Source organism: Paludibacterium sp. B53371, assembly GCF_018802765.1.
In the GTDB taxonomy this organism is placed as follows: Bacteria; Pseudomonadota; Gammaproteobacteria; order Burkholderiales; family Chromobacteriaceae; genus Paludibacterium.
Genome location: NZ_CP069163.1, coordinates 688,232 through 709,768, shown reverse-complemented (window position 1 = coordinate 709,768; position 21,537 = coordinate 688,232). Strand labels below are relative to the sequence as shown.

At 60.6% G+C, this 21,537-nt stretch carries 19 protein-coding genes; 3 read left to right on the top strand and 16 right to left on the bottom strand.

Annotated elements, in window-relative coordinates:
- Positions 1-23: 23 nt before the first annotated feature.
- From glyS to grpE, 10 genes are all read right to left on the bottom strand, one after another.
- A complete protein-coding gene (glyS, locus tag JNO51_RS03400) occupies positions 24-2,084 on the bottom strand; it encodes a glycine--tRNA ligase subunit beta (protein ID WP_215781373.1) in 2,061 nt (686 codons plus the stop codon).
- A 3-nt stretch (positions 2,085-2,087) separates the two neighbouring features.
- A complete protein-coding gene (locus JNO51_RS03395) occupies positions 2,088-2,525 on the bottom strand; it encodes a surface-adhesin E family protein (RefSeq protein ID WP_215781370.1) in 438 nt (145 codons plus the stop codon).
- Positions 2,522-3,418: a glycine--tRNA ligase subunit alpha gene (glyQ, locus tag JNO51_RS03390; protein WP_215781368.1), complete on the bottom strand. Its 897-nt coding sequence runs from the start codon at positions 3,416-3,418 to the stop codon at positions 2,522-2,524. The genes JNO51_RS03395 and glyQ overlap by 4 nt, the downstream gene beginning before the upstream one ends.
- Positions 3,419-3,616: 198 nt before the next feature.
- Positions 3,617-4,642 carry an L-threonine 3-dehydrogenase gene (gene tdh / locus JNO51_RS03385; RefSeq protein ID WP_215781366.1) on the bottom strand — a complete coding sequence of 342 codons (1,026 nt, stop codon included), beginning with the start codon at positions 4,640-4,642 and terminating at the stop codon, positions 3,617-3,619.
- Between the two features lie 79 nt (positions 4,643-4,721).
- A complete protein-coding gene (locus JNO51_RS03380) occupies positions 4,722-5,921 on the bottom strand; it encodes a glycine C-acetyltransferase (RefSeq protein WP_215781364.1) in 1,200 nt (399 codons plus the stop codon).
- 131 nt (positions 5,922-6,052) lie between these two features.
- Positions 6,053-7,057 (bottom strand): porphobilinogen synthase, encoded by a 1,005-nt coding sequence (hemB, locus tag JNO51_RS03375; RefSeq protein ID WP_215781360.1) that lies wholly within the window; start codon positions 7,055-7,057, stop codon positions 6,053-6,055.
- Complete coding sequence (locus JNO51_RS03370; RefSeq protein ID WP_215781358.1) at positions 7,054-7,251, bottom strand: hypothetical protein; 198 nt, start codon at positions 7,249-7,251, stop codon at positions 7,054-7,056. Before JNO51_RS03370 ends, hemB begins: the two co-directional genes overlap by 4 nt.
- Positions 7,252-7,418: 167 nt before the next feature.
- Positions 7,419-8,549, bottom strand: coding sequence for a molecular chaperone DnaJ (gene dnaJ / locus JNO51_RS03365; protein WP_215781356.1), 1,131 nt, complete (start codon positions 8,547-8,549; stop codon positions 7,419-7,421).
- A 67-nt stretch (positions 8,550-8,616) separates the two neighbouring features.
- A complete protein-coding gene (gene dnaK, locus JNO51_RS03360; protein ID WP_215781354.1) occupies positions 8,617-10,533 on the bottom strand; it encodes a molecular chaperone DnaK in 1,917 nt (638 codons plus the stop codon).
- A gap of 118 nt (positions 10,534-10,651) precedes the next feature.
- Complete coding sequence (grpE, locus tag JNO51_RS03355) at positions 10,652-11,185, bottom strand: nucleotide exchange factor GrpE (protein WP_215781351.1); 534 nt, start codon at positions 11,183-11,185, stop codon at positions 10,652-10,654.
- 470 nt (positions 11,186-11,655) lie between these two features.
- Between grpE and aceA the strand changes: the two genes are divergently transcribed.
- Positions 11,656-12,936, top strand: coding sequence for an isocitrate lyase (gene aceA, locus JNO51_RS03350; protein WP_215781348.1), 1,281 nt, complete (start codon positions 11,656-11,658; stop codon positions 12,934-12,936).
- 171 nt (positions 12,937-13,107) lie between these two features.
- On the opposite strand, the gene JNO51_RS03345 is transcribed toward aceA, so the two are convergent.
- The 3 genes from JNO51_RS03345 to aguB form a co-directional block, all read right to left on the bottom strand.
- Positions 13,108-14,352, bottom strand: coding sequence for an ammonium transporter (locus JNO51_RS03345; RefSeq protein ID WP_215781346.1), 1,245 nt, complete (start codon positions 14,350-14,352; stop codon positions 13,108-13,110).
- A 218-nt stretch (positions 14,353-14,570) separates the two neighbouring features.
- On the bottom strand, positions 14,571-15,662 hold the full coding sequence (gene aguA / locus JNO51_RS03340) for an agmatine deiminase (RefSeq protein WP_252346171.1): 1,092 nt from the start codon (positions 15,660-15,662) through the stop codon (positions 14,571-14,573).
- An 8-nt stretch (positions 15,663-15,670) separates the two neighbouring features.
- Positions 15,671-16,561, bottom strand: coding sequence for an N-carbamoylputrescine amidase (gene aguB / locus JNO51_RS03335; protein WP_215781344.1), 891 nt, complete (start codon positions 16,559-16,561; stop codon positions 15,671-15,673).
- Between the two features lie 108 nt (positions 16,562-16,669).
- Between aguB and JNO51_RS03330 the strand changes: the two genes are divergently transcribed.
- The gene (locus JNO51_RS03330; protein ID WP_215781341.1) at positions 16,670-17,608 is read left to right on the top strand and encodes a LysR family transcriptional regulator; all 939 of its coding nucleotides are present in this window, start codon (positions 16,670-16,672) and stop codon (positions 17,606-17,608) included.
- Between the two features lie 40 nt (positions 17,609-17,648).
- Here the strand turns inward: JNO51_RS03330 and JNO51_RS03325 are convergent, their stop codons facing one another.
- From JNO51_RS03325 to JNO51_RS03315, 3 genes are all read right to left on the bottom strand, one after another.
- Positions 17,649-18,044 carry a GNAT family N-acetyltransferase gene (locus JNO51_RS03325; protein ID WP_215781339.1) on the bottom strand — a complete coding sequence of 132 codons (396 nt, stop codon included), beginning with the start codon at positions 18,042-18,044 and terminating at the stop codon, positions 17,649-17,651.
- A gap of 165 nt (positions 18,045-18,209) precedes the next feature.
- A complete protein-coding gene (locus tag JNO51_RS03320) occupies positions 18,210-18,611 on the bottom strand; it encodes a hypothetical protein (protein ID WP_215781337.1) in 402 nt (133 codons plus the stop codon).
- Between the two features lie 61 nt (positions 18,612-18,672).
- Positions 18,673-19,569 carry a LysR family transcriptional regulator gene (locus tag JNO51_RS03315; RefSeq protein ID WP_215781335.1) on the bottom strand — a complete coding sequence of 299 codons (897 nt, stop codon included), beginning with the start codon at positions 19,567-19,569 and terminating at the stop codon, positions 18,673-18,675.
- A gap of 311 nt (positions 19,570-19,880) precedes the next feature.
- Between JNO51_RS03315 and aceB the strand changes: the two genes are divergently transcribed.
- Positions 19,881-21,476, top strand: a complete 1,596-nt coding sequence (gene aceB / locus JNO51_RS03310; RefSeq protein WP_215781333.1) for a malate synthase A — start codon at positions 19,881-19,883, stop codon at positions 21,474-21,476.
- The last annotated feature ends 61 nt before the right edge of the window (positions 21,477-21,537 follow it).

Here is a 21,537-nt window from a genome sequence, read left to right as displayed (position 1 = left end):
CCGGCAGAGTGACTGGCGAAGACTTACTCGGCCAGCAGCGAGATGTCGGCCACGCGGTTGAACAGCGCAGACAGACGGGCCAGCAGCGCCAGGCGGTTGGCACGCACAGCCAGGTCTTCCGCCATGACCATGACGCCATCGAAGAAGGCGTCCACCGGCTCCTTCAGGCTCGACAGGGCGGCCAGCGCGGCGGCAAAGTCATGTGCGGCAAACTGGGCCTCGACCGTCGGCGACAGCGCCTCCAGGGCGGCAAACAGGGACTTCTCCGCATCGTGCTGGAACAGCGCGACATCGATCCGGCCCTCTTCGCCGCTGGTTTTCTTCAGCAGGTTCTTCACGCGCTTGTTGGCCGCGGCCAGGGTGGCGGCGGCAGGCAGACGCTTGAACTGGGCCACGGCCGCCAGGACAGCCGGCACCTCGTGGATGGCCGACGGCGCCAGTGCCAGCACGGCCTCGACTTCATCGCCCTGATACTCGGCCACCAGATAGTTCTTCAGGCGGTCCTGGCAGAAGCCGAACACCTCTTCAACCACGGACGGCGACAGCAGACCGGGGGCGAAGGCACCGGCGGTCAGCTGCAGCAGGTCGCGCAGGTCGAGCGGGTTGGCCAGCAACATGCGCAGCACGCCCAGGGCGGCACGGCGCAGGGCGAACGGATCCTTGTCGCCGGACGGGATCAGGCCGATCCCCCAGATACCGACCAGGGTTTCCAGCTTGTCGGCCAGCGCCACGGCAGTGGCCACCGGGCTTTGCGGCAGGCTGTCACCGGCGAAGCGCGGATGGTAATGCCCCTCGATGGCAGCGGCGACTTCCGGGTGCTCGCCGTCGATTTCGGCGTAGTACATCCCCATGATGCCCTGCAGTTCGGGGAACTCGCCGACCATGTCGGACACCAGGTCGGCCTTGGCCAGCTGTGCGGCACGTTCCGCCAGCGCGGCATCGGCGCCCAGGCGGCCGGCAATGCCGCCGGCAATCAGCTGCAGGCGCTCGACACGCTGCCACTGGCTGCCGATCTTGTTGTGATAGACCACGTCGGCCAGACGCGACAGGCGCGACTCCAGCCGCACCTTCTGGTCCTGCTCGAAGAAGAACTTGGCGTCGGACAGGCGGGCACGCAGCACGCGCTCGTTACCGCCAATGATGGCCGTGGGGTCGCGTGCCTCGAGGTTGGAGACCAGCAGGAAGCGGTTCTTCAGCTTGCCGGTGGCGTCCAGCAGCGGGAAATACTTCTGGTTCTGCTGCATGGTCAGAATCAGACACTCTTGCGGCACCTTGAGGAAGTCGGCATCGAAGCCGGCTTCCAGCACCACCGGCCACTCGACCAGCGCCGCCACTTCGTCAAACAGCGACTCGTCGGCAGCGATGGTGGCGCCCTGCTGGGCGGCAGCCTCTGTCAGGCGATGGTGAATCAGCTCGCGGCGCGAATCGAAGCTGGCCACCACACGGCCACGCTCGAACATCACCCGGGCATAGGTATCGGCATCCGGCAGGCTGACCGGACCGCTGCACAGGAAGCGGTGCCCCAGGGTCTCGCGACCGCTCTTCAGCCCCAGTACTTCGCCGTCAATGACGTCGGCGCCATGCAGCATGACCAGGCCATGCACCGGGCGCACGAACTGGTGCTCGGAGTCGCCCCAGCGCATCAGTTTGGGCGCCGGCAGCTTCTTCAGCGCCGTGGCCACGATGGCCGACAGCACCTCGCTCAGGGCCTGGCCGGCCTTGACGGTCTGGAAGGCATAGACATCCTGCTTGCCGTCATGCAGCGTGGTCAGGTCGGCGACCTCGACGCCGCAGGAGCGGGCAAAGCCGGCCAGCGCCGGGGTCGGAGCACCATTCTTCATGCCGGCCGATACGGCCGGGCCCTTGCGCACGATATGCTGCTCCGGCTGAACCGGCAGCACTTGCGGCAAGGTGACCGCCAGACGGCGCGGGCTGGCATAGACGGTGGCCGCTGCATCGGCAGCAACAAACTGCATTTTCTTCAGTTCTTCGCTGATGGTGTCAGCAAAGCTGGCCGCCAGCCTGGGCAGAGCCTTGGGCGGCAATTCCTCGGTGAGGAGTTCGATCAACAGGGTAGCGTTCATGGCTTATTCGGGTTTCTTGCGAGAGGCAGGGTTGCTGCACACCAGGTCGATCATCGCTGCCGCCAGGGTGTCCTGGTAGACCGGAAGCCATTTCCAGGCATAACGGGGCAGCGGATACATGGTCGACCAGACATGCCGGTTGGTGTCGGTATAAAAGTCGGTGCTCACCAGCACATACTGGTACTTCTTGCAGTCGACATAACCGGTGGTGCGGCGAATCCAGTAATCGACCTGATAGTTCTTGTCGTGCTGACGCTGGGTGAAGCGCTCCTGGTTGACGAAGTGCGCCAGGCCATCCGGCTCCTGCCAGATCGAATTGCGGTCGAGCGACAGTTCCAGCGCGCTGCCGCGCTGATACACCTGCCAGTCGGCAATGCGTTCGGCCGCTGCCGGCATGGCGCTGGCAGCGAGGCACAGGGTCAGCCAGAGAGCGTGTTTCATCCGGCATCCTTCGGACACATCGGGAAGCCCAGGGCTTCACGCGAGTCGTAGTAGGCTTGTGCCACCTGACGTGCCAGCGCACGAATGCGGCCGATATAGGCGGCGCGTTCGGTCACCGAGATGGCGCCACGGGCATCCAGCAGGTTGAAGTTGTGCGCGGCCTTGAGGATCATCTCGTAGCCCGGCAGCGGCAGGCCGGCGTCCAGCAGACGTTTGGCCTCGCTCTCGAAGTGGTTGAACTGCTCGAACAGGAACGGCACGTTGGAGTGCTCGAAGTTGTAGCGCGACTGCTCGACTTCGTTCTGATGGAATACGTCGCCGTAGCTGACCTTCTGACCGTTCGGGTAGACGGTCCAGGTGAGGTCGTAGACGTTTTCCACGCCCTGCAGGTACATCGCCAGACGCTCCAGGCCATAGGTGATTTCCCCCAGCACCGGACGACAATCCAGACCGCCAACCTGCTGGAAGTAGGTGAACTGCGTCACTTCCATGCCGTTGAGCCAGACTTCCCAGCCCAGGCCCCAGGCGCCCAGGGTCGGGTTTTCCCAGTCATCCTCGACAAAACGGATGTCATGGATGGTCGGGTCGATGCCCAGCTCGCGCAGCGAGCCCAGGTACAGCTCCTGGATATTGGACGGCGACGGCTTCAGCACCACCTGGAACTGGTAGTAATGCTGCAGGCGGTTGGGGTTTTCGCCATAACGGCCATCTTTCGGACGGCGCGACGGTTGCACGTAGGCCGCATTCCACGGCTCGGGCCCGATCGAGCGCAGGAAGGTCGCGGTATGCGAGGTACCCGCGCCCATTTCCATATCGTAAGGCTGCAGCAGTGCACACCCCTGGCGGTTCCAGTAGTTCTGCAGCGTAAGGATAATTTCCTGAAAAGTAAGCATAACGCCGTTCAGCAAAGAGAAAATTAAACGTCGATTCTACCGTTTAGTCACGCGCTGGGAAAGCAATGCCCACTGCCTTGTGGTGAATCGACGCCTTTCGGCGCTGTTCTGCGCCATTTTGCCGGACCAGACAGGCAAACCAGCAAAAAGCCCCTGCCTGACGAAGCAGGCAGGGGCTGGCAGACACCAAGGACGGACTTATGCCCAGTCGAGGATCACCTTGCCGGACTGGCCGGACAGCATGGCGTCGAAGCCTTGCTGGAAATCATCGATCTTGTAGTGGTGGGTGATGATCGGGGTGATATCCAGACCCGACTGGATCAGCGCCACCATCTTGTACCAGGTCTCGAACATTTCCCGACCATAGATGCCCTTGATTTCCAGACCCTTGAAGATCACCTGGTTCCAGTCGATGGCGGTATTGGCCGGCGGAATGCCCAGCAGCGCAATCTTGCCGCCATGGTTCATGGTTTCCAGCATCTGGCGGAAGGCCTGCGGGTTGCCGGACATTTCCAGACCGACATCGAAGCCTTCGCACATATGCAGCTCGCCCATCACCTCGCGCAGGTCTTCCTTGGCCACATTGACGGCGCGGCTGGCGCCCATCTTGCGCGCCAGTTCCAGGCGATATTCATTGACGTCGGTGATCACCACATGGCGGGCGCCGACATGTTTGGCAATGGCCACGGCCATGATGCCGATCGGACCGGCACCGGTAATCAGGACGTCTTCACCGACCAGATTGAACGACAGGGCGGTATGCACGGCATTGCCGAACGGGTCGAAGATCGAGGCCAGATCGTCCGTGATGTCCGGCGGCAGCTTGAAGGCGTTGAAAGCCGGGATGACCAGGTATTCGGCAAAGGCGCCTTCGCGGTTGACGCCCACGCCGACGGTATTGCGGCACAGGTGGCGACGACCGGCACGGCAGTTACGGCAATAGCCACAGGTGATGTGGCCTTCGCCGGAGACGCGGTCACCAATTTCGAAGCCCTTCACCTCCGAGCCCATGCCGGCGACCACGCCGACATATTCATGGCCGACATGCATCGGTACCGGGATGGTCTTTTGTGCCCACTCGTCCCAGTTGTAGATATGGATGTCGGTGCCGCAGATGGCGGTCTTGACGATCTTGATCAGCAGGTCGTTATGACCGACTTCGGGTTTTTGCACGTCGGTCAGCCACAGACCGCGTTCAGACTTGAGTTTTGCCAACGCTTTCATTTTTTCTCTCCCTGGCGCGGATCGAGCCGCGCCGGTTGTGTTCATTGCCCGGGGAAGACCCCCTTCCCCGGTCCCTGCATCAGGCGATCACGCCCAGTTCGCGGCCGACACGGATGAAGGCATTGACCGTGTGCTCGACCTGTTCCGGTGTGTGGGCGGCCGACATTTGCGTACGGATGCGTGCCTTGCCCTTGGGCACAACCGGGAAGGAGAAGCCAATGACGTACACCCCTTCCGACAGCAGAGCGGCAGCCATTTCACCCGCCAGGCGGGCATCGCCCAGCATGACCGGAATGATCGGATGCTGGCCCGGTACCAGGGTAAAGCCGGCAGCAGTCATTTTCTGGCGGAACAGTTCGGCATTGCGCTTGAGATTGGCACGCAGTTTGGCACCATCCTGCTCAATGATTTCCAGCACCTTGAGGCTGGCGGCGGTGATGGCCGGTGCCAGGCTATTGGAGAACAGATAGGGGCGCGAGCGCTGGCGCAGCAGCTCGACAATCGCCTTGCGGCCGGACACATAGCCACCGGAGGCGCCCCCCAGGGCCTTGCCCAGGGTGCCGGTGTAAATGTCGATGCGATCGGCAACGCCGCACAGTTCCGGCGTGCCGGCGCCGGTCTCGCCGATGAAGCCGACGGCATGCGAGTCATCGACCATCACCAGGGCACCATAGCGGTCAGCCACTTCGCACAGCGACTTGAGGTCGGCGATGATGCCGTCCATGGAGAACACCCCATCGGTCACCACCAGCTTGAAACGGGCCCCGGCTTCGTCGGCGGCCTTGAGCTGGGTTTCCAGATCGCTCATGTCGTTGTTCTTGTAGCGATAGCGCTTGGCCTTGCACAGGCGCACGCCATCGATGATCGACGCATGGTTCAGTTCGTCGGAGATGACCGCATCCTCTTCGCCCAGCAGGGTTTCGAACACGCCGCCATTGGCGTCGAAGCAGCTGGAATAGAGGATGGTGTCGTCGGTCTTGAGAAAGCGCGAGATGGCGGCTTCCAAATCCTTGTGTACCTGTTGGGTACCGCAGATAAAGCGTACCGAGGCACAGCCGTAGCCGTACTTGTCCAGACCGGCCTTGGCTGCCTCGATCAGGCGCGGGTCATCGGCCAGGCCAAGATAGTTGTTGGCGCAGAAGTTCAGCACGTGCTTGCCGTTGCCCAGGGCAACGTCAGGCCCTTGCGGTGTGGCAATCACGCGTTCCGGCTTTTCGAACCCGTCAGCGCGGATTTGCGCCAGGGTTGCATCCAAATGGGCGAGATAGGTGTGGTTCATGGCATTGACTCATGATTTGAGGGAAAAAAGGCACGTGGCCGCTCACTCGCGCTTGTTGCTGCGCGATGGAGTTGGACCGTTGCCGGCCGCAATAGGCTGCCACTGTGCCGCATAAAATGCTGTTCTCTTTTTTAGCCGCGCTTGAGCAGACGCGCGGCATCCATGGCGAAATACGTCAGGATACCGTCCGCACCGGCGCGCTTGAAGGCCAGCAGACTTTCCATCATGCAGGCTTCTTCGTTCAGCCAGCCGTTGGCAAAAGCCGCCTTGAGCATGGCGTATTCACCGGAGACCTGATAAGCATAGGTCGGCACGCCGAAGGTATCCTTGACGCGGCGGATCACATCCAGATAAGGCATGCCCGGCTTGATCATCACCATGTCGGCACCTTCCTGCAGATCCATCGCCACTTCCTGCAGGGCTTCGTCGCTGTTGGCCGGGTCCATCTGGTAGGTGTATTTGTTGCCCTTGCCCAGATTGCCGCTCGATCCCACGGCATCGCGGAACGGACCGTAGAAGCTGGAGGCGTACTTGGCCGAGTAAGCCAGAATCTTGGTGTGAATGTGGCCGTGGCCTTCCAGCTCTTCACGCAGGTAGCCGATGCGACCATCCATCATGTCGGACGGGCCGAGGACATCAACGCCGGCCGCCGCATGGCACAGCCCCTGCTTGATGAGGATTTCCACCGTCTCGTCATTGAGCACATAGCCATTGTCGTCGATCACGCCATCCTGACCGTGGATGGTGTAGGGATCGAGCGCCAGATCGGTCATGACCCCCAGTTCGGGGAAGCGGGCCTTCAGGGCGCGCACCACGGTCGGTACCAGTCCCTCGTCGTTATAAGCCTCTTCCGCCTGATTGCTCTTGCCACCTTCGATCACCGGGAACAGCGAAATCAGCGGAATGCCCAGCTCGAGCATTTCTTCTGCGGTATGCAGCAGCAGATCCAGGCTCTGGCGCTCGACGCCCGGCATCGAGACCACCGGCTGGCTGCGCTTTTCGCCTTCCAGCACGAATACCGGGTAGATCAGATCGTTGGCCGTCAGCACGTTTTCGCGCATCAGGCGGCGGGAGAAATCATCACGGCGCATGCGACGCATGCGCGCAAAAGGAAAATCGCGATTGGCAAAAATCATTTCTGGTCTTTTTCTGGAGAATGAGGGGAAGGCGAAGGGGCTTCATCGGCGCCATCCGCAGGAGGTACGGCCATCCGGCCGGGGATCTGTGGCGGCGGCTCAAGACGCGCCAGCCGCGCGAGGATGCCCGCGACGGTGGCGATCGGTCCGGCGATGATCAGAACCCAGAACCAGGTGGCATGCAGCAGATTCATTATTCCATGGCTTAAATAATGACAAGGCTATTGTACGCCGATTGACATGATGCGCATCAGTTTTGGCCGATATAGGTCAAAAAGCTGGCAGATAAAGGCGATGACGTCCGCAAACAAAAACGGCCCTTGCAAGGCAGGGGCCGTTTGGCTGTCGACAAGGCCGACGCTCAGGCGAAGAAGTCTTTCAGCTTGTCCATAAACGACTTGGCGCGCGGATTATGCACGGTGTCGTCGTTCTGGCTGAGCTCTTCGAACTCGCGCAGCAGTTCTTTCTGGCGTTCGTTCAGGTTGACCGGGGTTTCCACCACCACATGGCACATCAGGTCGCCATAGGTATTGCCACGCACGGCCTTGATACCCTTGCCGCGCAGGCGATAGACCTTGCCGCTCTGGGTTTCGGCGCTGATCTTGACCTTGGCCATACCGTCCAGCGTCGGAATTTCGACCTCACCGCCCAGGGCGGCAGTGGCAAAGCTGATCGGCATTTCGCAATGCAGATCCATGCCTTCGCGCTGGAAGACCTGGTGCGGCTTGATGTGGGTCACCACATACAGGTCGCCGTTCGGTCCGCCGTTTTCGCCCGGTTCGCCCTCGCCTGCCAGACGGATGCGGTCCCCCTCATCCACGCCGGCCGGAATCTTGACGTTGAGCGTCTTGGTGGTCTTGACCTGACCGGCACCGTGGCACTTGGGACACGGGTCGGTGATCTGCTTGCCGCTGCCATGGCAGGTCGGGCAGGTCTGCTGCACCGAGAAGAAGCCCTGGCTCATCCGCACCTGACCATGGCCGCCGCAGGTGGCGCAGGTCTTGGGCTGGGTGCCCGGCTTGGCGCCGGAGCCATGGCAGGTATCGCAGTGTTCGTGCGCCGGGATGCGGATCTGCCGCTCGCAACCGCGAGCGGCTTCTTCCAGGGTGATCTCCATGTTGTAGCGCAGGTCTGCGCCACGGAACACCTGGGAACGACCGCCACCGGCACGTCCGCCACCGAAGATATCGCCGAAGATATCCGAGAAGGCGTCGGAGAAGTCACCAAAACCCTGGCCGCCACGGAAGCCACCGGCACCGGCATTCTGATCCACGCCGGCATGGCCGAACTGGTCATAGGCGGCACGCTTCTGGCTGTCAGACAGGATCTCGTAGGCTTCCTTCACCTGCTTGAACTTGTCTTCGGCTTCCTTGCTGTCCGGGTTGCGGTCCGGGTGGTACTTCATCGCCAGTTTGCGATAGGCTTTCTTGATGTCCTCGTCGGAGGCATCGCGATTCACGCCCAGTACGTCGTAGTAATCTCGTTTTGACATGTGCTTGACCATTGCACAAAGCCCCCGTGCGGGAGCTTTGTGTTTTCAGTGGAACGATTGACTACGCTTACTTCTTGTCTTTAACTTCTTCGAACTCGGCATCGACGACGTTGCCTTCGTCCTTGGCACCCGCTGCCGCAGCAGATGGCTGTTCGCCCTCACCGGCCTGGGCAGCATACATTTGCTCGGCCAGCTTGTGCGACACCTTCATCAGTGCTTCGACCTTGGCATCGATGGCTTCCTTGTCCTCGCCCTTGAGCACTTCTTCGGCTTCCTTGATGGCCGCCTCGATGGCACTCTTTTCTTCGGCGGAGACCTTGTCGCCGAAATCAACCAGCGACTTCTTCACCGAGTGAACCAGCGATTCGCCCTGGTTGCGGGCGGTGACCAGCTCATGCAGCTTGCGGTCTTCTTCGGCATTGGCTTCGGCATCCTTCACCATGGCCTGGATTTCCGCTTCGGACAGACCGCTGGAAGCCTGGATGGTGATGTTGGCCTGCTTGCCGGTCGCCTTGTCCTTGGCGCTGACATGCAGAATGCCGTTGGCGTCGATGTCGAAGGTCACTTCGATCTGCGGCATGCCGCGCGGTGCCGGCGGGATGTCCGACAGGTTGAACTGACCCAGGCTCTTGTTGGCGGAAGCGCGTTCGCGCTCACCCTGCAGCACGTGAATGGTCACGGCAGTCTGGTTATCTTCCGCGGTCGAGAAGGTCTGGGTGGCCTTGGTCGGGATCGTGGTGTTCTTCTGGATCAGCTTGGTCATGATGCTGCCCATGGTCTCGATACCCAGCGACAGCGGGGTCACGTCGAGCAGCAGCACGTCCTTGCGCTCACCGGACAGCACCGAACCCTGGATCGCGGCACCGACGGCCACGGCTTCGTCCGGGTTCACGTCACGGCGCGGTTCCTTGCCGAAGAATTCCTTGACCTTGTCCAGGACCTTGGGCATCCGGGTCTGACCGCCGACCAGGATCACGTCGCTGATCTCGTTGATCGACAGGCCGGCATCCTTCAGGGCCACGCGGCAAGGTTCGATCGAACGCTCGATCAGGTCTTCCACCAGCGATTCGAACTTGGCACGGGTGATCTTCATCGCCAGGTGCTTCGGACCGGTGGCATCCATGGTGATGTACGGCAGATTGACTTCGGTCTGCTGGCTGGAGGACAGCTCGATCTTGGCCTTTTCGGCGGCTTCCTTCAGGCGTTGCAGCGCCATCACGTCCTGCTTCAGGTCCACGCCCTGGTCGCGCTTGAACTCGGCGATGATGTAGTCAATCAGGCGCTGGTCGAAGTCTTCGCCGCCCAGGAAGGTATCACCGTTGGTCGACAGTACTTCGAACTGGTGCTCGCCATCCACATCGGCGATTTCGATGATCGAGATGTCGAAGGTACCGCCACCCAGGTCATAGACGGCAATCTTGCGGTCGCCTTCCTGCTTGGCCAGACCGAAGGCCAGTGCGGCGGCGGTCGGCTCGTTGATGATGCGCTTGACTTCCAGACCGGCGATGCGGCCGGCGTCCTTGGTTGCCTGGCGCTGGCTGTCGTTGAAGTAGGCCGGTACGGTGATCACCGCTTCGGTCACTTCCTCGCCCAGATAGTCTTCGGCAGCCTTCTTCATCTTGCGCAGCACTTCGGCGGAGATTTGCGGCGGTGCCAGTTCGTTGTCGCGCACATTGACCCAGGCATCACCGTTCTTGGCCTTGGTGATCTGGAAAGGCATCAGGTCGATGTCCTTCTGGACTTCCTTGTCTTCGAAGCGGCGGCCGATCAGGCGCTTGATGGCGTACAGGGTGTTCTTCGGGTTGGTGACGGCCTGACGCTTGGCCGGGGCACCGACCAGGATTTCACCATCTTCCATGTAGGCGATGATCGACGGCGTGGTGCGGTTGCCTTCGGCGTTTTCGACCACTTTCGGATTACCGTTTTCTACCACGGCGACACAGGAGTTGGTGGTGCCGAGGTCAATACCAATGATTTTGCCCATATTCATTATTCCTTTGCTCTGTGAAACCGCGTGGATTCAGCGGCTTCCTTGATCATGTTTTGCAAGTCGTGGCGAAGTCCGGCTTTTTCAAGAGGGCTTTGCCAGCAGATTCAGTGTCTTACTTTGCCACCACCACCATGGCCGGTCGCAGCAGACGATCTGCAATGGCATAGCCCTTTTGCATCACGCGCACGACGGTATTGGTCTCGGCTTCCGCATCTTCGCTGCTGATGGCCTGGTGCTTGTGCGGGTCGAGCGGCTGGCCCAGCGGATTGATCTCTTCGATCTGCACTTTTTCAAAGGCACCGGCCAGCTGCTTCAGGGTCAGGTCGACACCGAACTTGAGGTTGTCGAACTGGCCGCTTTGGTCGGCCAGTGCCATTTCCAGGCTGTCCTTGACGCTCAGCAGCTCCATGGCGAACTTGTTGATGGCGTACTTGTGCGCACTGGCCAGCTCTTCCTGATGGCGGCGGCGCAGGTTCTCCATATCGGCCTTGCTGCGCAGATACTGATCCTTGACCTGCGCCAGCTCGGCCTCCAGCACCCCAATGCGCTCTTCGGCCGTGGCTTCACTGATGATGTCAGTATGCGTTTCAGTCGATTCGACGGCATCAGCGGCTTCTGCGCTGACGTTTTCCGGTTTTTCCTGCATGGTGGGTCCTCAATGGCACGGCTGTGACAAATGTTAACTCTGAGCAAAGTAGGGTCTTTGGCGGCGAATTCAAGAGGTCGATGACGAATTCTGCAAAATCTCCATGGAAAGTGAATTTTGCGTCGCAACCACGCCCATGTGCGCTTTTGGCCTCGCTCGTTCGGAAATGCAAAATAAATAGCCCAATCAGGTTTCGTTTTCGGACAATTTTGTTAGTAATTGAAAACAAAAGATTTTTTTGTGCTGCGCCGCACACAAAACAGATTATTTATGCTTAAATGGCTCCACAACAAAAGCGTCATATGACGTTTACAGCGCCCCTCCCCCATCGCAGCGGGGCGCCACAAAGAGAGAACGGCCCCGGCGAACCCGGACTGCTTTGCCACCGAAGTCAAGCATCCCCTGCCGGTGGCCTCCACGAGGAAAGTCGCCTGGCGACTTGGAAGAAACCTATCGATGAAGGGTAACGTATGACTACTCGCGAACAACGCATTGCCGCCATTCAGAAAGACTGGGACGAGAATCCGCGCTGGAAGGGCATCACCCGCGGTTACAGCGCCGCCGATGTGGAACGCCTGCGCGGCACTGTGCAGATCGAACATACCCTGGCACGCCGTGGTGCCGAAAAGCTGTGGAAACTGATCAACGAAGAGCCGTTCGTCAATGCCCTGGGCGCGCTGACCGGCAACCAGGCCATGCAGCAGGTCAAGGCCGGCCTGAAGGCCATCTATCTGTCCGGCTGGCAAGTCGCTGCCGATGCCAACCTTGGCAGCGAAATGTACCCGGACCAGTCGCTGTACCCGGCCAATTCCGTCCCGGCCGTGGTCAAGCGCATCAACAACACCTTCCAGCGTGCCGACCAGCTGCATCATGCCGAAGGCAATGACGAGATCGACTTCTTCGCCCCGATCGTGGCCGATGCCGAAGCCGGTTTCGGTGGCGTGCTGAACGCCCACGAACTGATGAAGAGCATGATCGAAGCCGGTGCCGCCGGCGTGCACTTCGAAGACCAGCTCGCCTCGGTGAAGAAGTGTGGTCACATGGGTGGCAAGGTGCTGGTACCGAGCCGCGAAGCAGTTGAAAAGCTGATCGCAGCCCGTCTGGCCGCCGACATCTACGGTGTGCCGACCATTCTGGTCGCCCGTACCGATGCCGAAGCCGCCGACCTGCTGACCTCGGATGTGGATGAGCGCGACCGTCCGTTCTGCACTGGTGAGCGCACCGTGGAAGGCTTCTATCGCACCAAGCCGGGTCTGGAACAAGCCATTTCGCGCGGTCTGGCCTACGCGCCGTACGCCGATCTGATCTGGTGTGAGACCGGCAAGCCGGATCTGGAGTACGCGCGCAAGTTCGCCGAAGCGATCCATGCCAAGTTCCCGGGCAAGCTGCTGGCCTACAACTGCTCGCCGTCCTTCAACTGGAAGAAGAACCTGGACGATGCCACCATCGCCAAATTCCAGAAGGAACTCGGCGCCATGGGTTACAAGTTCCAGTTCATCACCCTGGCCGGCTTCCACAGCCTGAACTACTCGATGTTCAACCTGGCTTACGGTTATGCCCGCCAGCAGATGACGGCCTTCGTCGAACTGCAGCAGAACGAATTCGCTGCGGCCGAAAAGGGCTTCACTGCCGTCAAGCACCAGCGCGAAGTCGGTACCGGCTACTTCGACGCCGTGACCCAGACCATTCAGGGTGGCCAGTCTTCGACCACCGCCCTGACCGGCTCGACCGAAGAAGAGCAGTTCCACTGAGCTTCGCAGACCGTCTCACTCGCCGCCCCGCACCGGGGCGGTTTTTCTTTGTAGCAGGCAAAAAAGAAGCCTCTCACTGGGAGGGCTTTTTTTCTGTGCTGCGCTGCAGGCAAAAAAGAAGCCGCGACCTGCGTCGCGGCTTTCAATATTGAGCAGGCATGAGGCCCCGGATCACAGACCCTGGGTATAAGCCTCTTCACCGTGCAGGGCAGCATCCAGACCGGTTTCCTGGGTCTTCGGATCCACCTTGACGGCGGTAAAGCGGTCGATCACCCACAACATGCCGTAGGTGAAGACAAAGGCCCAGACACCGGAAACCACGGCGGCAACGATCTGCTTCCACAGGAAGGAAGCATCGCCCGACAGCAGACCATTGGCGCCGGCCGCATTCCAGGCCTTGTCGGCAAACACGCCCAGCAGGATGGTGCCCAGCAGACCGCCCACACCGTGTACGCCCCAGACGTCGAGCGCATCATCCCAGCCCAAACGATTCTTCACCATCACGGCCAGGTAGCAGACTACAGCGGCGATCACACCGATGAGTGCAGCGGAACCCAGCGAGATGTAACCGGCGGCCGGCGTGACCGTGGCCAGACCGGCGACGGCACCGGTCAGCAGACCGATCAGCTTGGGCTGCTTGGAGTGCGACCACTCGAGGAAGAACCAGGTGGTGCCGGCAAAGGAGGCCGCCACGTCGGTATTCAGGAAGGCCGAGCAGGTGACATAGTCAACCTTCAGTTCGGAACCGGCGTTGAAGCCATACCAGCCAAACCACAGCAGACCGGTACCCAGGGCGATCAGCGGCACATTGTGCGGCTTGTTTTCCACGTAGGCACGGCGACCGACATAGAGAATCGAGGCCAGGGCGGCGAAGCCAGCGGTGTTATGCACCACGATACCACCGGCGAAGTCGAGTACGCCCCACTGCGCCAGCAGGCCGTTCGGGCTCCACACCATGTGGACGAACGGGAAGTAGACGAAGATCAGCCAGGCGGTCAGGAACAGGAAGTAGGCTTTGACCGTCACGCGGTTGGCAAAAGCACCGGTGATCAGTGCCGGGGTGATGATGGCGAACATCATCTGATAGGCCACATGCACGATCAGTGGAATACCGGCATCGTTGCCGGCAAACATGGTGTGCAGCGTCACGCCGCGCATGAAGGCATAGTAGGTGGGGTCACCGATGATGCCGTGCCAGGTCGGACCGAAGCACATCGAGTAACCGAAGGCAAACCACAGCACCGTGGTCCAGCCCAGTGACATGAAACTCTGGGCCATGATGGTCAGCACGTTCTTGCGGCCGACCAGACCACCATAGAAGAAAGCCAAACCCGGTGTCATCAGCATCACCAGGCTGGAACACAATAGCATAAAGCCAGTATTTCCGACGTTAATCGGCATGATTGGGGTAGTCATGTAACGATTTCCTATTAGTACAAAAATGGGTATTTCTTATTGTGGCTGCATCGTGCGCCTGCTCCGCGCTACACTCGTTGCAATAGATCAAGTGAAGATCACAAGATCGTGATGTTGTTGATGACGTGTCCGGTTCACGACGCAATCCTGTCGGTAACCGACGCACAAATAAAAACGCGCCGTGGCCAAAAGGACACGGCGCGTCAGCAAGCAAGGACTCAGGCAGGGATTTGCTGAGTGATGCAGTGGATGTTGCCACCGCCGAGCAGCACCTCGCGGGCGGGGACGCCGACGATACGGTAGTCGGGGAAAATCCCCTGCAGCTGGCTGGCAGCCTGGGCATCGGTACGCTCATCCAGCAGAGGGAAGATGACCTGGCCATTGCTGATCAGGAAGTTGACATAGGAGGCGGCCATTCTCTCCCCTGCCAGCCGGGGTACGGCATCTCCCGTCTCGACACCGGCCACTTCCTGCGGCGTGTAGTACAGCGGCCCCGGAGCAATCATCTTGTGCACCCTGATCCGGCGTCCTTTGGCATCGACCGCCTTGCTCAGTACCGCATACGCGGCTTGCGACCGGGCATACTGCGGATCTTCCGGATCCTCCACCCAGTGCAGGATCACCTCACCCGGCCGGGCAAAGCAGCACATATTGTCGATGTGGCCGTCAGTCTCATCCATGAAGACCCCCTCCGGCAGCCAGATGAAGTGGCTGACGCCGAGGTACTGGCTCAGCAGGGCCTCGATCTGCGGCTGATCGAGATGCGGGTTGCGGTTGGGATGCAACAGGCACTCCGCCGTGGTCAGCAGGGTGCCTTCACCGTCGACGTGAATCGAACCACCCTCCAGCACCAGCGGCGCCTGATAGCCGGCGAAGCCATGCTGTGCCAGCACCTTGCCGGCAACATCGCTGTCCTGGTCCCAGGGATGATACAAACCGCCGTTCAGCCCGCCCCAGGCATTAAACTGCCAGTCCACGCCGCGCAGATCGCCGCCGGCATTCACCACCATCGTCGGACCGGTATCGCGCATCCAGCAATCATCGCTTTCCATCTCGACCAGCGTCACGGCTGCCGGCATCACCGCGCGGGCGGCCTGCATGCAGCGCGACGGCACCCCCATGAACACCGGGGTAGAGGCCGCGATGGCGGCGGCAATGGCCGCGAAGGTCCGCTGTGCCGGGACGCCCTGCTCGCGCCAGTTATCCGGGCGCTGCGGCCAGATCATCCAGACGGCCTGCTGGGGTGCCCATTCGGCAGGCATGGCAAACCCATCCTGCTGCGGCACACTGTTCATGACATGATGACTCATGGTTGACCTCACTCTGCCTGGTGAACACCATCGGATGTTTTCAGCACATCGTACATCTGCGGTCGGCGATCGCGGAACACACCCCAGGCCACACGGCGCTTTCTGATGGCATCCAGATCGAAGGTATGTACCAGCACACATTCGCTCGTTTTGTCGGCCTGCTTGACCAGTTCACCGGTCTCGTCGGCAATGAAGGACGAACCGTAGAAGGTCATTTGATAATCCGGATGCAGCACGCTGGCCTCGGTACCAATGCGGTTGGAAGCAATCACCGGCGTCAGATTGGCACCGGCATGACCTTGCTGGACACGGGTCCAGTGCGGCTGGCTGTCGATCTCCGGATAATCCGGCTCGCTGCCGATGGCGGTCGGGAAGAAGATCAGCTCGGCGCCCATCAGTGCCAGCGTGCGTGCGGTTTCCGGGAACCACTGATCCCAGCAGATGCCGACACCGATCCGGGCATAGCGGGTATCCCACACCTTGAAACCGCTGTCACCCGGGGTGAAGTACTGCTTTTCCTGATAGGCCGGGCCATTGGGAATGTGGGTCTTGCGATAGGTATCCAGCACCTTGCCGTCGGCATCGATGACCACCAGCGAATTGTAGTAGGCATTGTGGCAGCGTTCGAACCAGCTGATCGGCAGCACCACTTGCAGTTCGCGTGCCAGCTGGCTGAAATGGGCCACGATCCGGCTTTCGCCGACCGTGCTGGCCAGCGCGAAATGTTCGGGGTTCTGTTCGATGCAAAAGTACGGCGCTTCGAACAATTCTTGCAGCAGGATGACCTGCGCGCCCTGCGCAGCAGCCTGCCGCACCAGTTTTTCCGCATTGGCGATATTGGCACTGCTATCCCAGCTGCAAGCCATTTGTGTTGCGGCCACCGTCACCATCTTGACCATGATGCTCTCTCGCTTTCACTGAATGAATCATTGACAGCACCAGTCTAGGGAGCGTCAAATCATTCATCAAATGAATAATATAGATGGCACCATCAATGAGGTGAATACATGAAACTGCACCAACTGGATCTGAATCTGCTGCTGGCGCTGGATGCCCTGATCAGTCTGCGCAGTGTCACCCGAGCCGCAGAGAAACTGTTTGTCAGCCAGCCCGCCATGAGCCACTCGCTCAACCGGCTGCGCGATTTCTTCAACGACCCGTTGCTGGTCCGCACACCACAGGGCATGCAGCCCACCGAACGCGCACTCTATCTGCAGCGGGGGGTGCATCAGGTGCTGAGCCTGCTGGAAAACCATCTGAACCAGCCGGAGGCCTTTGACCCGCGCACCTCGCAGCGCCGCTTCACCATCAGCACGACCGACTATGTCGAGTGTGTTCTGATCCCCCCGCTGGTCCAGCGGCTGGCTGAAGAGGCCCCCGGCATCCATCTGGATATCCAGATCCTGCGCGAAGAGATTCCGGAGAGCGCGCTGGCGAATGGGGAGATCGACCTGCTGCTGGGGTTTGACGAGTACATGGCGATCCCGGGCTATCTGTGCCGTGAGACCTGGCTGACCGAACCGCTGAGCGGACTGGTCAGCCAGCAGCATGCTCGTGTCGGCGATACCCTGACGCTGGCACAGAGCATCGAACTGCCACATGTGTTTCATTCCCCCCTCGGACACCGCGGCTCGCCCCTGGACGACTACCTGGCCGAGCGCGGCCTGCAGCGGCGCATTTCGGTGCAAAGTCAGAGTTATATGTCTGCGGCGGCGATTGTCAGCCACACCGATCATCTGTTCATCCTGCCGCAGCGGGTGGCGGCCATGATGGCCGGCTTCTGGCCGCTGCGAATGGTCGAGCTGCCACAGGATTTCCCGGTGTATCACTTGAACTGTGTCTGGCACCCGGTGCAGGACAAGCAACCCGGGCTGTGCTGGCTGCGAGACTTGATGCGCCAGTTGATCCAGCAGCCGACACCCGCCGCTTTTCACGGTGCAAGCTGAAGCACCAGAACAAGCGGCCCGCAGTTGCGGGCCGTTGTCATCACGATAGCGTCTTGCGCATGAAGTGGTTTTCACCCAGATCCGGGCCGGGCTCGGGCAGGAAGCCCCAACGGGCAAAGAACGGTTGTGATTCACGGCAAACCAGCGCAGTCAGGGTACGCAGGCCATGGCTGGCGGCATGGCGATGAACCCGCTCCATCAGCAGGGTGCCGATACCCCGGCCCTGCCAGCTTTCACGCACGAAGAAGTGGTCGATCACCCCTTCGCCATCCAGGTTGGCATAGCCAATCACCTGATCACCGTACTCGACGACGAACGGCTCGCTGACGCGCAGTCTGGCCAGCCATTGCTGCTCGGTTTGCCCGGTCTTGCCCAGGCGCTGATAAAGGTCCCAGAGCTTGGGTTCCTCTCCGGGTTGGTAGGGTCGCAAACGCATGATGAATCCTCGATGAGCCTAAAATTTTGATTGCACTCAGTCTACGCGCGCGACAACCGGCACGACTTGACTTAATGCAAATAATGCATCGACCAATTCGTCATAAGAATAGTTTCATGCACTGCAAAAGACAATTCACCCGCCAAGGCCCGTCAGGCGACAGATTTACAGCGGCAACTGGTCGATCAGCCGTCGTACCGCCTCCTCCATATCCACGTCTCCGTCCAGATCCTGCCGACCTTGCCAGCCTGGCTGGGTATGGCTGCCGGCACGCAGGACCAGGACCGGAATGCGCACAACGCGCGAAACCGGCGGCGCCCAGTACGGTCCGTAGGCAGGCCCGGGTTCGGTGATGATCTGCTGCCGCTCCTCCAGCCTGAAACACAGCTGGTAGTCACTGCCCTGCTTCACCTCGCGCCAGCCATGCAGATCCAGTCGCATGCGAATATTGTCTGCCAGACCGGGCGGTGCATTGTCCGGCAGACAGTCGAGCCGGTAGCCCGGTTCGGCGGCAAAGATCCGGCCGGCCAGCAAGGCCAGCACGACAAATAGTGCATATCGTTTCAAACGTTCACTCCTTGTAGAAGATGGATGTCGCGGCGGACGGCCCGCCGACCAGCCGGCAGACTTAATCCCAGTAGCCGGTCCGGGCATAGACAGCTTTGAGATAGTCGATGAAATGGCGCACCCGCTGGGGCAGAAACTTGCGTTGCGGCACCACGGCATACACCGGGTAATCCGGCGAAGAAAAATGATCCAGCACACTGACCAGACGTCCCTCCGACAGGTCATCCTTGACCTCCCACAGCGAACGCCAGGCCAGCCCTCGCCCCTGCAGCGCCCAGTCATGCAGGACCGCACCATCGTTGCACTCCAGCATGCCGGAAACGCGCAGGTTGATCATTTCGCCCTCGACCACGAAGCGCCAGCCACGGCTCTGACTCTCGCCCAGCGTCAGGCAGGCATGCCGTGACAGATCCTCCAGAGAGCGCGGAATACCATGCTGAGCCAGATAGGCCGGCGCGGCCACCACCACGCGGCGGTTCTGCGCCAGCCGCAGCGCCACCAGACTGGAGTCGGACAGATCGCTGATGCGGATGGCACAGTCGATGGGGTCACGCAACAGGTCGACGATTCTATCGGAAAGATCCAGCGTCAGCTTGATGTCGGGGTTGGCCTGCTGAAACGCCGCGGCATGGGGTGCCACATGACGGCGTCCAAAGCCGGCCGGGGCGCTGATGCGCAGATGGCCGCGCGCCCGGGCACTGCCGGAGGCCACGGCCGCCTCGGCCTCGTTCAACTCGGCGAGGATGCGCAGGCAATCCTCGTAAAAAGCACTCCCCTCCTGGGTCAGCGACAGGCTGCGGGTCGTGCGTACCAGCAGGCGCGCCCCCAGCCGCTCTTCCAGCGCATCCAGCCGGCGCCCCATCACAGCAGGCACCACGCCCTCACTGCGCGCTGCGGCCGACAGGCTGCCGTGCTTGACCACCGCCACAAAACTTTCCAGCTGCTTGAGATTATCCATCGCACTCACTGCCTGTCTGACGGGTTGGCGTTTGTACCGGACGGATCAATGATGAGGAACTCATCACTCAGGAGTCATGATCATGGTTGCCGCATTATTGCTCCTCCTCTGCCTGGCCGATTCGCCGGCACAGGATCCGGCCACCGCCCCCTGGCCGGATTTCGAGCTGGAGATCAATCAGATTCCCTGAGTCGCCCGGTCCATTACCTACCAAAAAGTAAAAGATGTTATGTCATTTTAGGTCTTTTTAACTCATGTTGTCGTCACTAAACTGTTTGGCATAATCAGTACACACACGGGGAAGAAACATCATGTCGATTCAATTGCCGCAGGGTGTCGCCATCAGCGCACCCATCCTGGACGAGTTCGAAACCATCCTGAGCGAAGACGCGCTCGCTCTGGTCGCCGCCCTGCACCGTCAGTTCGAGCCGCGACGCCGCGAGTTGATGGCCGCGCGTGTGACTCGCCAGGCCGAGCTGGACGCGGGCCGCCTGCCGGACTTCCTGCCGGAAACGGCCGCCGTGCGTGCCGGGGACTGGAAAATTGCGCCGCTGCCCAAGGACCTGCTGGATCGTCGCGCGGAAATCACCGGTCCGGTCGAGCGCAAGATGATGATCAATGCGCTCAATTCGGGCGCCAAGAGCTTCATGGCCGACTTCGAAGATTCGAACTGCCCGAGCTGGGAAAACCAGATCCGCGGCCAGATCAATGTGCGTGATGCCTATCGCAAGACCATTGCCTGGACCAGCCCGGAAGGCAAGGCCTATCGCCTCAACGACACGATCGCGACGCTGATCCTGCGGCCGCGCGGCTGGCATCTGATGGAAAAGCACGTCACGGTGGATGGTCAGCAGGTGAGCGGGGCGATCTTCGACTTTGCCCTGTCCTTCTTCCACAACATTCACTACCTGACAGCCAACGGCTCGGCCACGTACTACTATCTGCCGAAGATGGAGAGCCATCTGGAAGCCCGTCTGTGGAACGACATCTTTGTCGTGGCGCAGAAGGCCCTCGGCGTCCCGCAAGGCACCATCAAGGCCACGGTGCTGATCGAAACCATCCTGGCCGCCTTCGAGATGGATGAAATCCTGTATGAGCTGCGCGAACACAGTTCGGGGCTGAATGCCGGACGCTGGGACTACATTTTCAGCTGCATCAAGAAGTTCAAGAACAATCGCGACTTCTGCCTGGCCAACCGCGGTCAGATCACCATGACCGTGCCGTTCATGCGGGCCTACAGCCTGTTGCTGCTCAAGACCTGCCATCGCCGCAACGCGCCGGCCATCGGGGGCATGGCGGCGCTGATTCCGATCAAGAATGATCCGGTGGCCAATGAAAAGGCCCTGGCGGGGGTGAAGGCGGACAAAGACCGGGATGCCAGTGACGGCTACGATGGTGGCTGGATTGCCCACCCGGGTCTGGTACCGATCGCGCTGGAGGCCTTCACCGCAGTATTGGGGGATCGCCCGAACCAGATCGACAAGCAACGTCCGGACGTCGAGGTCAGCGCGGCCGACCTGATCAACTTCCAGCCGGAAACCCCGATTACCGAGGCCGGCCTGCGCATGAACATCAATGTCGGCATCCAGTATCTGGGCTCGTGGATTTCCGGCAATGGTTGCGTGCCGATTCACAACCTGATGGAAGACGCGGCCACCGCCGAGATCTCGCGTTCGCAGATCTGGCAGTGGATCCGCTCGCCCAAGGGGGTTCTGGAGGATGGCCGCAAGGTGACGGTCGAACTGTTCCGCCAGCTGCAGGCTGATGAAGTGGCCAAACTCAAGAGCGAATACGGTAGCCGCTGGACACGCCAGTACGAAGATGCGGTCAATATGTTCGACATGCTGACCACCTCGGACAACTTCGTCGAATTCCTGACCCTGCCGGGCTACGAATACCTGGCTTGATCCGCCGCACACCATGCAGTTAAATTAAGGACGGGATCGAATGAACGATCCCGTCATTTTT

What these genes read in the sequence shown, in the direction of transcription:
- hemB (WP_215781360.1), bottom strand. Translation starts at nt 7,057, where the DNA reads ATGATTTTTGCCAATCGCGATTTTCCTTTTGCGCGCATGCGTCGCATG.
- JNO51_RS03330 (WP_215781341.1), top strand. Translation starts at nt 16,670, where the DNA reads ATGAAACTGCACCAACTGGATCTGAATCTGCTGCTGGCGCTGGATGCC.
- grpE (WP_215781351.1), bottom strand. Translation starts at nt 11,185, where the DNA reads ATGCAGGAAAAACCGGAAAACGTCAGCGCAGAAGCCGCTGATGCCGTC.
- JNO51_RS03380 (WP_215781364.1), bottom strand. Translation starts at nt 5,921, where the DNA reads ATGAACCACACCTATCTCGCCCATTTGGATGCAACCCTGGCGCAAATC.
- dnaK (WP_215781354.1), bottom strand. Translation starts at nt 10,533, where the DNA reads ATGGGCAAAATCATTGGTATTGACCTCGGCACCACCAACTCCTGTGTC.
- aceA (WP_215781348.1), top strand. Translation starts at nt 11,656, where the DNA reads ATGACTACTCGCGAACAACGCATTGCCGCCATTCAGAAAGACTGGGAC.
- JNO51_RS03325 (WP_215781339.1), bottom strand. Translation starts at nt 18,044, where the DNA reads ATGCGTTTGCGACCCTACCAACCCGGAGAGGAACCCAAGCTCTGGGAC.
- aceB (WP_215781333.1), top strand. Translation starts at nt 19,881, where the DNA reads ATGTCGATTCAATTGCCGCAGGGTGTCGCCATCAGCGCACCCATCCTG.
- glyS (WP_215781373.1), bottom strand. Translation starts at nt 2,084, where the DNA reads ATGAACGCTACCCTGTTGATCGAACTCCTCACCGAGGAATTGCCGCCC.
- glyQ (WP_215781368.1), bottom strand. Translation starts at nt 3,418, where the DNA reads ATGCTTACTTTTCAGGAAATTATCCTTACGCTGCAGAACTACTGGAAC.
- dnaJ (WP_215781356.1), bottom strand. Translation starts at nt 8,549, where the DNA reads ATGTCAAAACGAGATTACTACGACGTACTGGGCGTGAATCGCGATGCC.
- JNO51_RS03395 (WP_215781370.1), bottom strand. Translation starts at nt 2,525, where the DNA reads ATGAAACACGCTCTCTGGCTGACCCTGTGCCTCGCTGCCAGCGCCATG.
- JNO51_RS03370 (WP_215781358.1), bottom strand. Translation starts at nt 7,251, where the DNA reads ATGAATCTGCTGCATGCCACCTGGTTCTGGGTTCTGATCATCGCCGGA.
- JNO51_RS03315 (WP_215781335.1), bottom strand. Translation starts at nt 19,569, where the DNA reads ATGGATAATCTCAAGCAGCTGGAAAGTTTTGTGGCGGTGGTCAAGCAC.
- JNO51_RS03345 (WP_215781346.1), bottom strand. Translation starts at nt 14,352, where the DNA reads ATGACTACCCCAATCATGCCGATTAACGTCGGAAATACTGGCTTTATG.
- tdh (WP_215781366.1), bottom strand. Translation starts at nt 4,642, where the DNA reads ATGAAAGCGTTGGCAAAACTCAAGTCTGAACGCGGTCTGTGGCTGACC.
- aguA (WP_252346171.1), bottom strand. Translation starts at nt 15,662, where the DNA reads ATGAGTCATCATGTCATGAACAGTGTGCCGCAGCAGGATGGGTTTGCC.
- aguB (WP_215781344.1), bottom strand. Translation starts at nt 16,561, where the DNA reads ATGGTCAAGATGGTGACGGTGGCCGCAACACAAATGGCTTGCAGCTGG.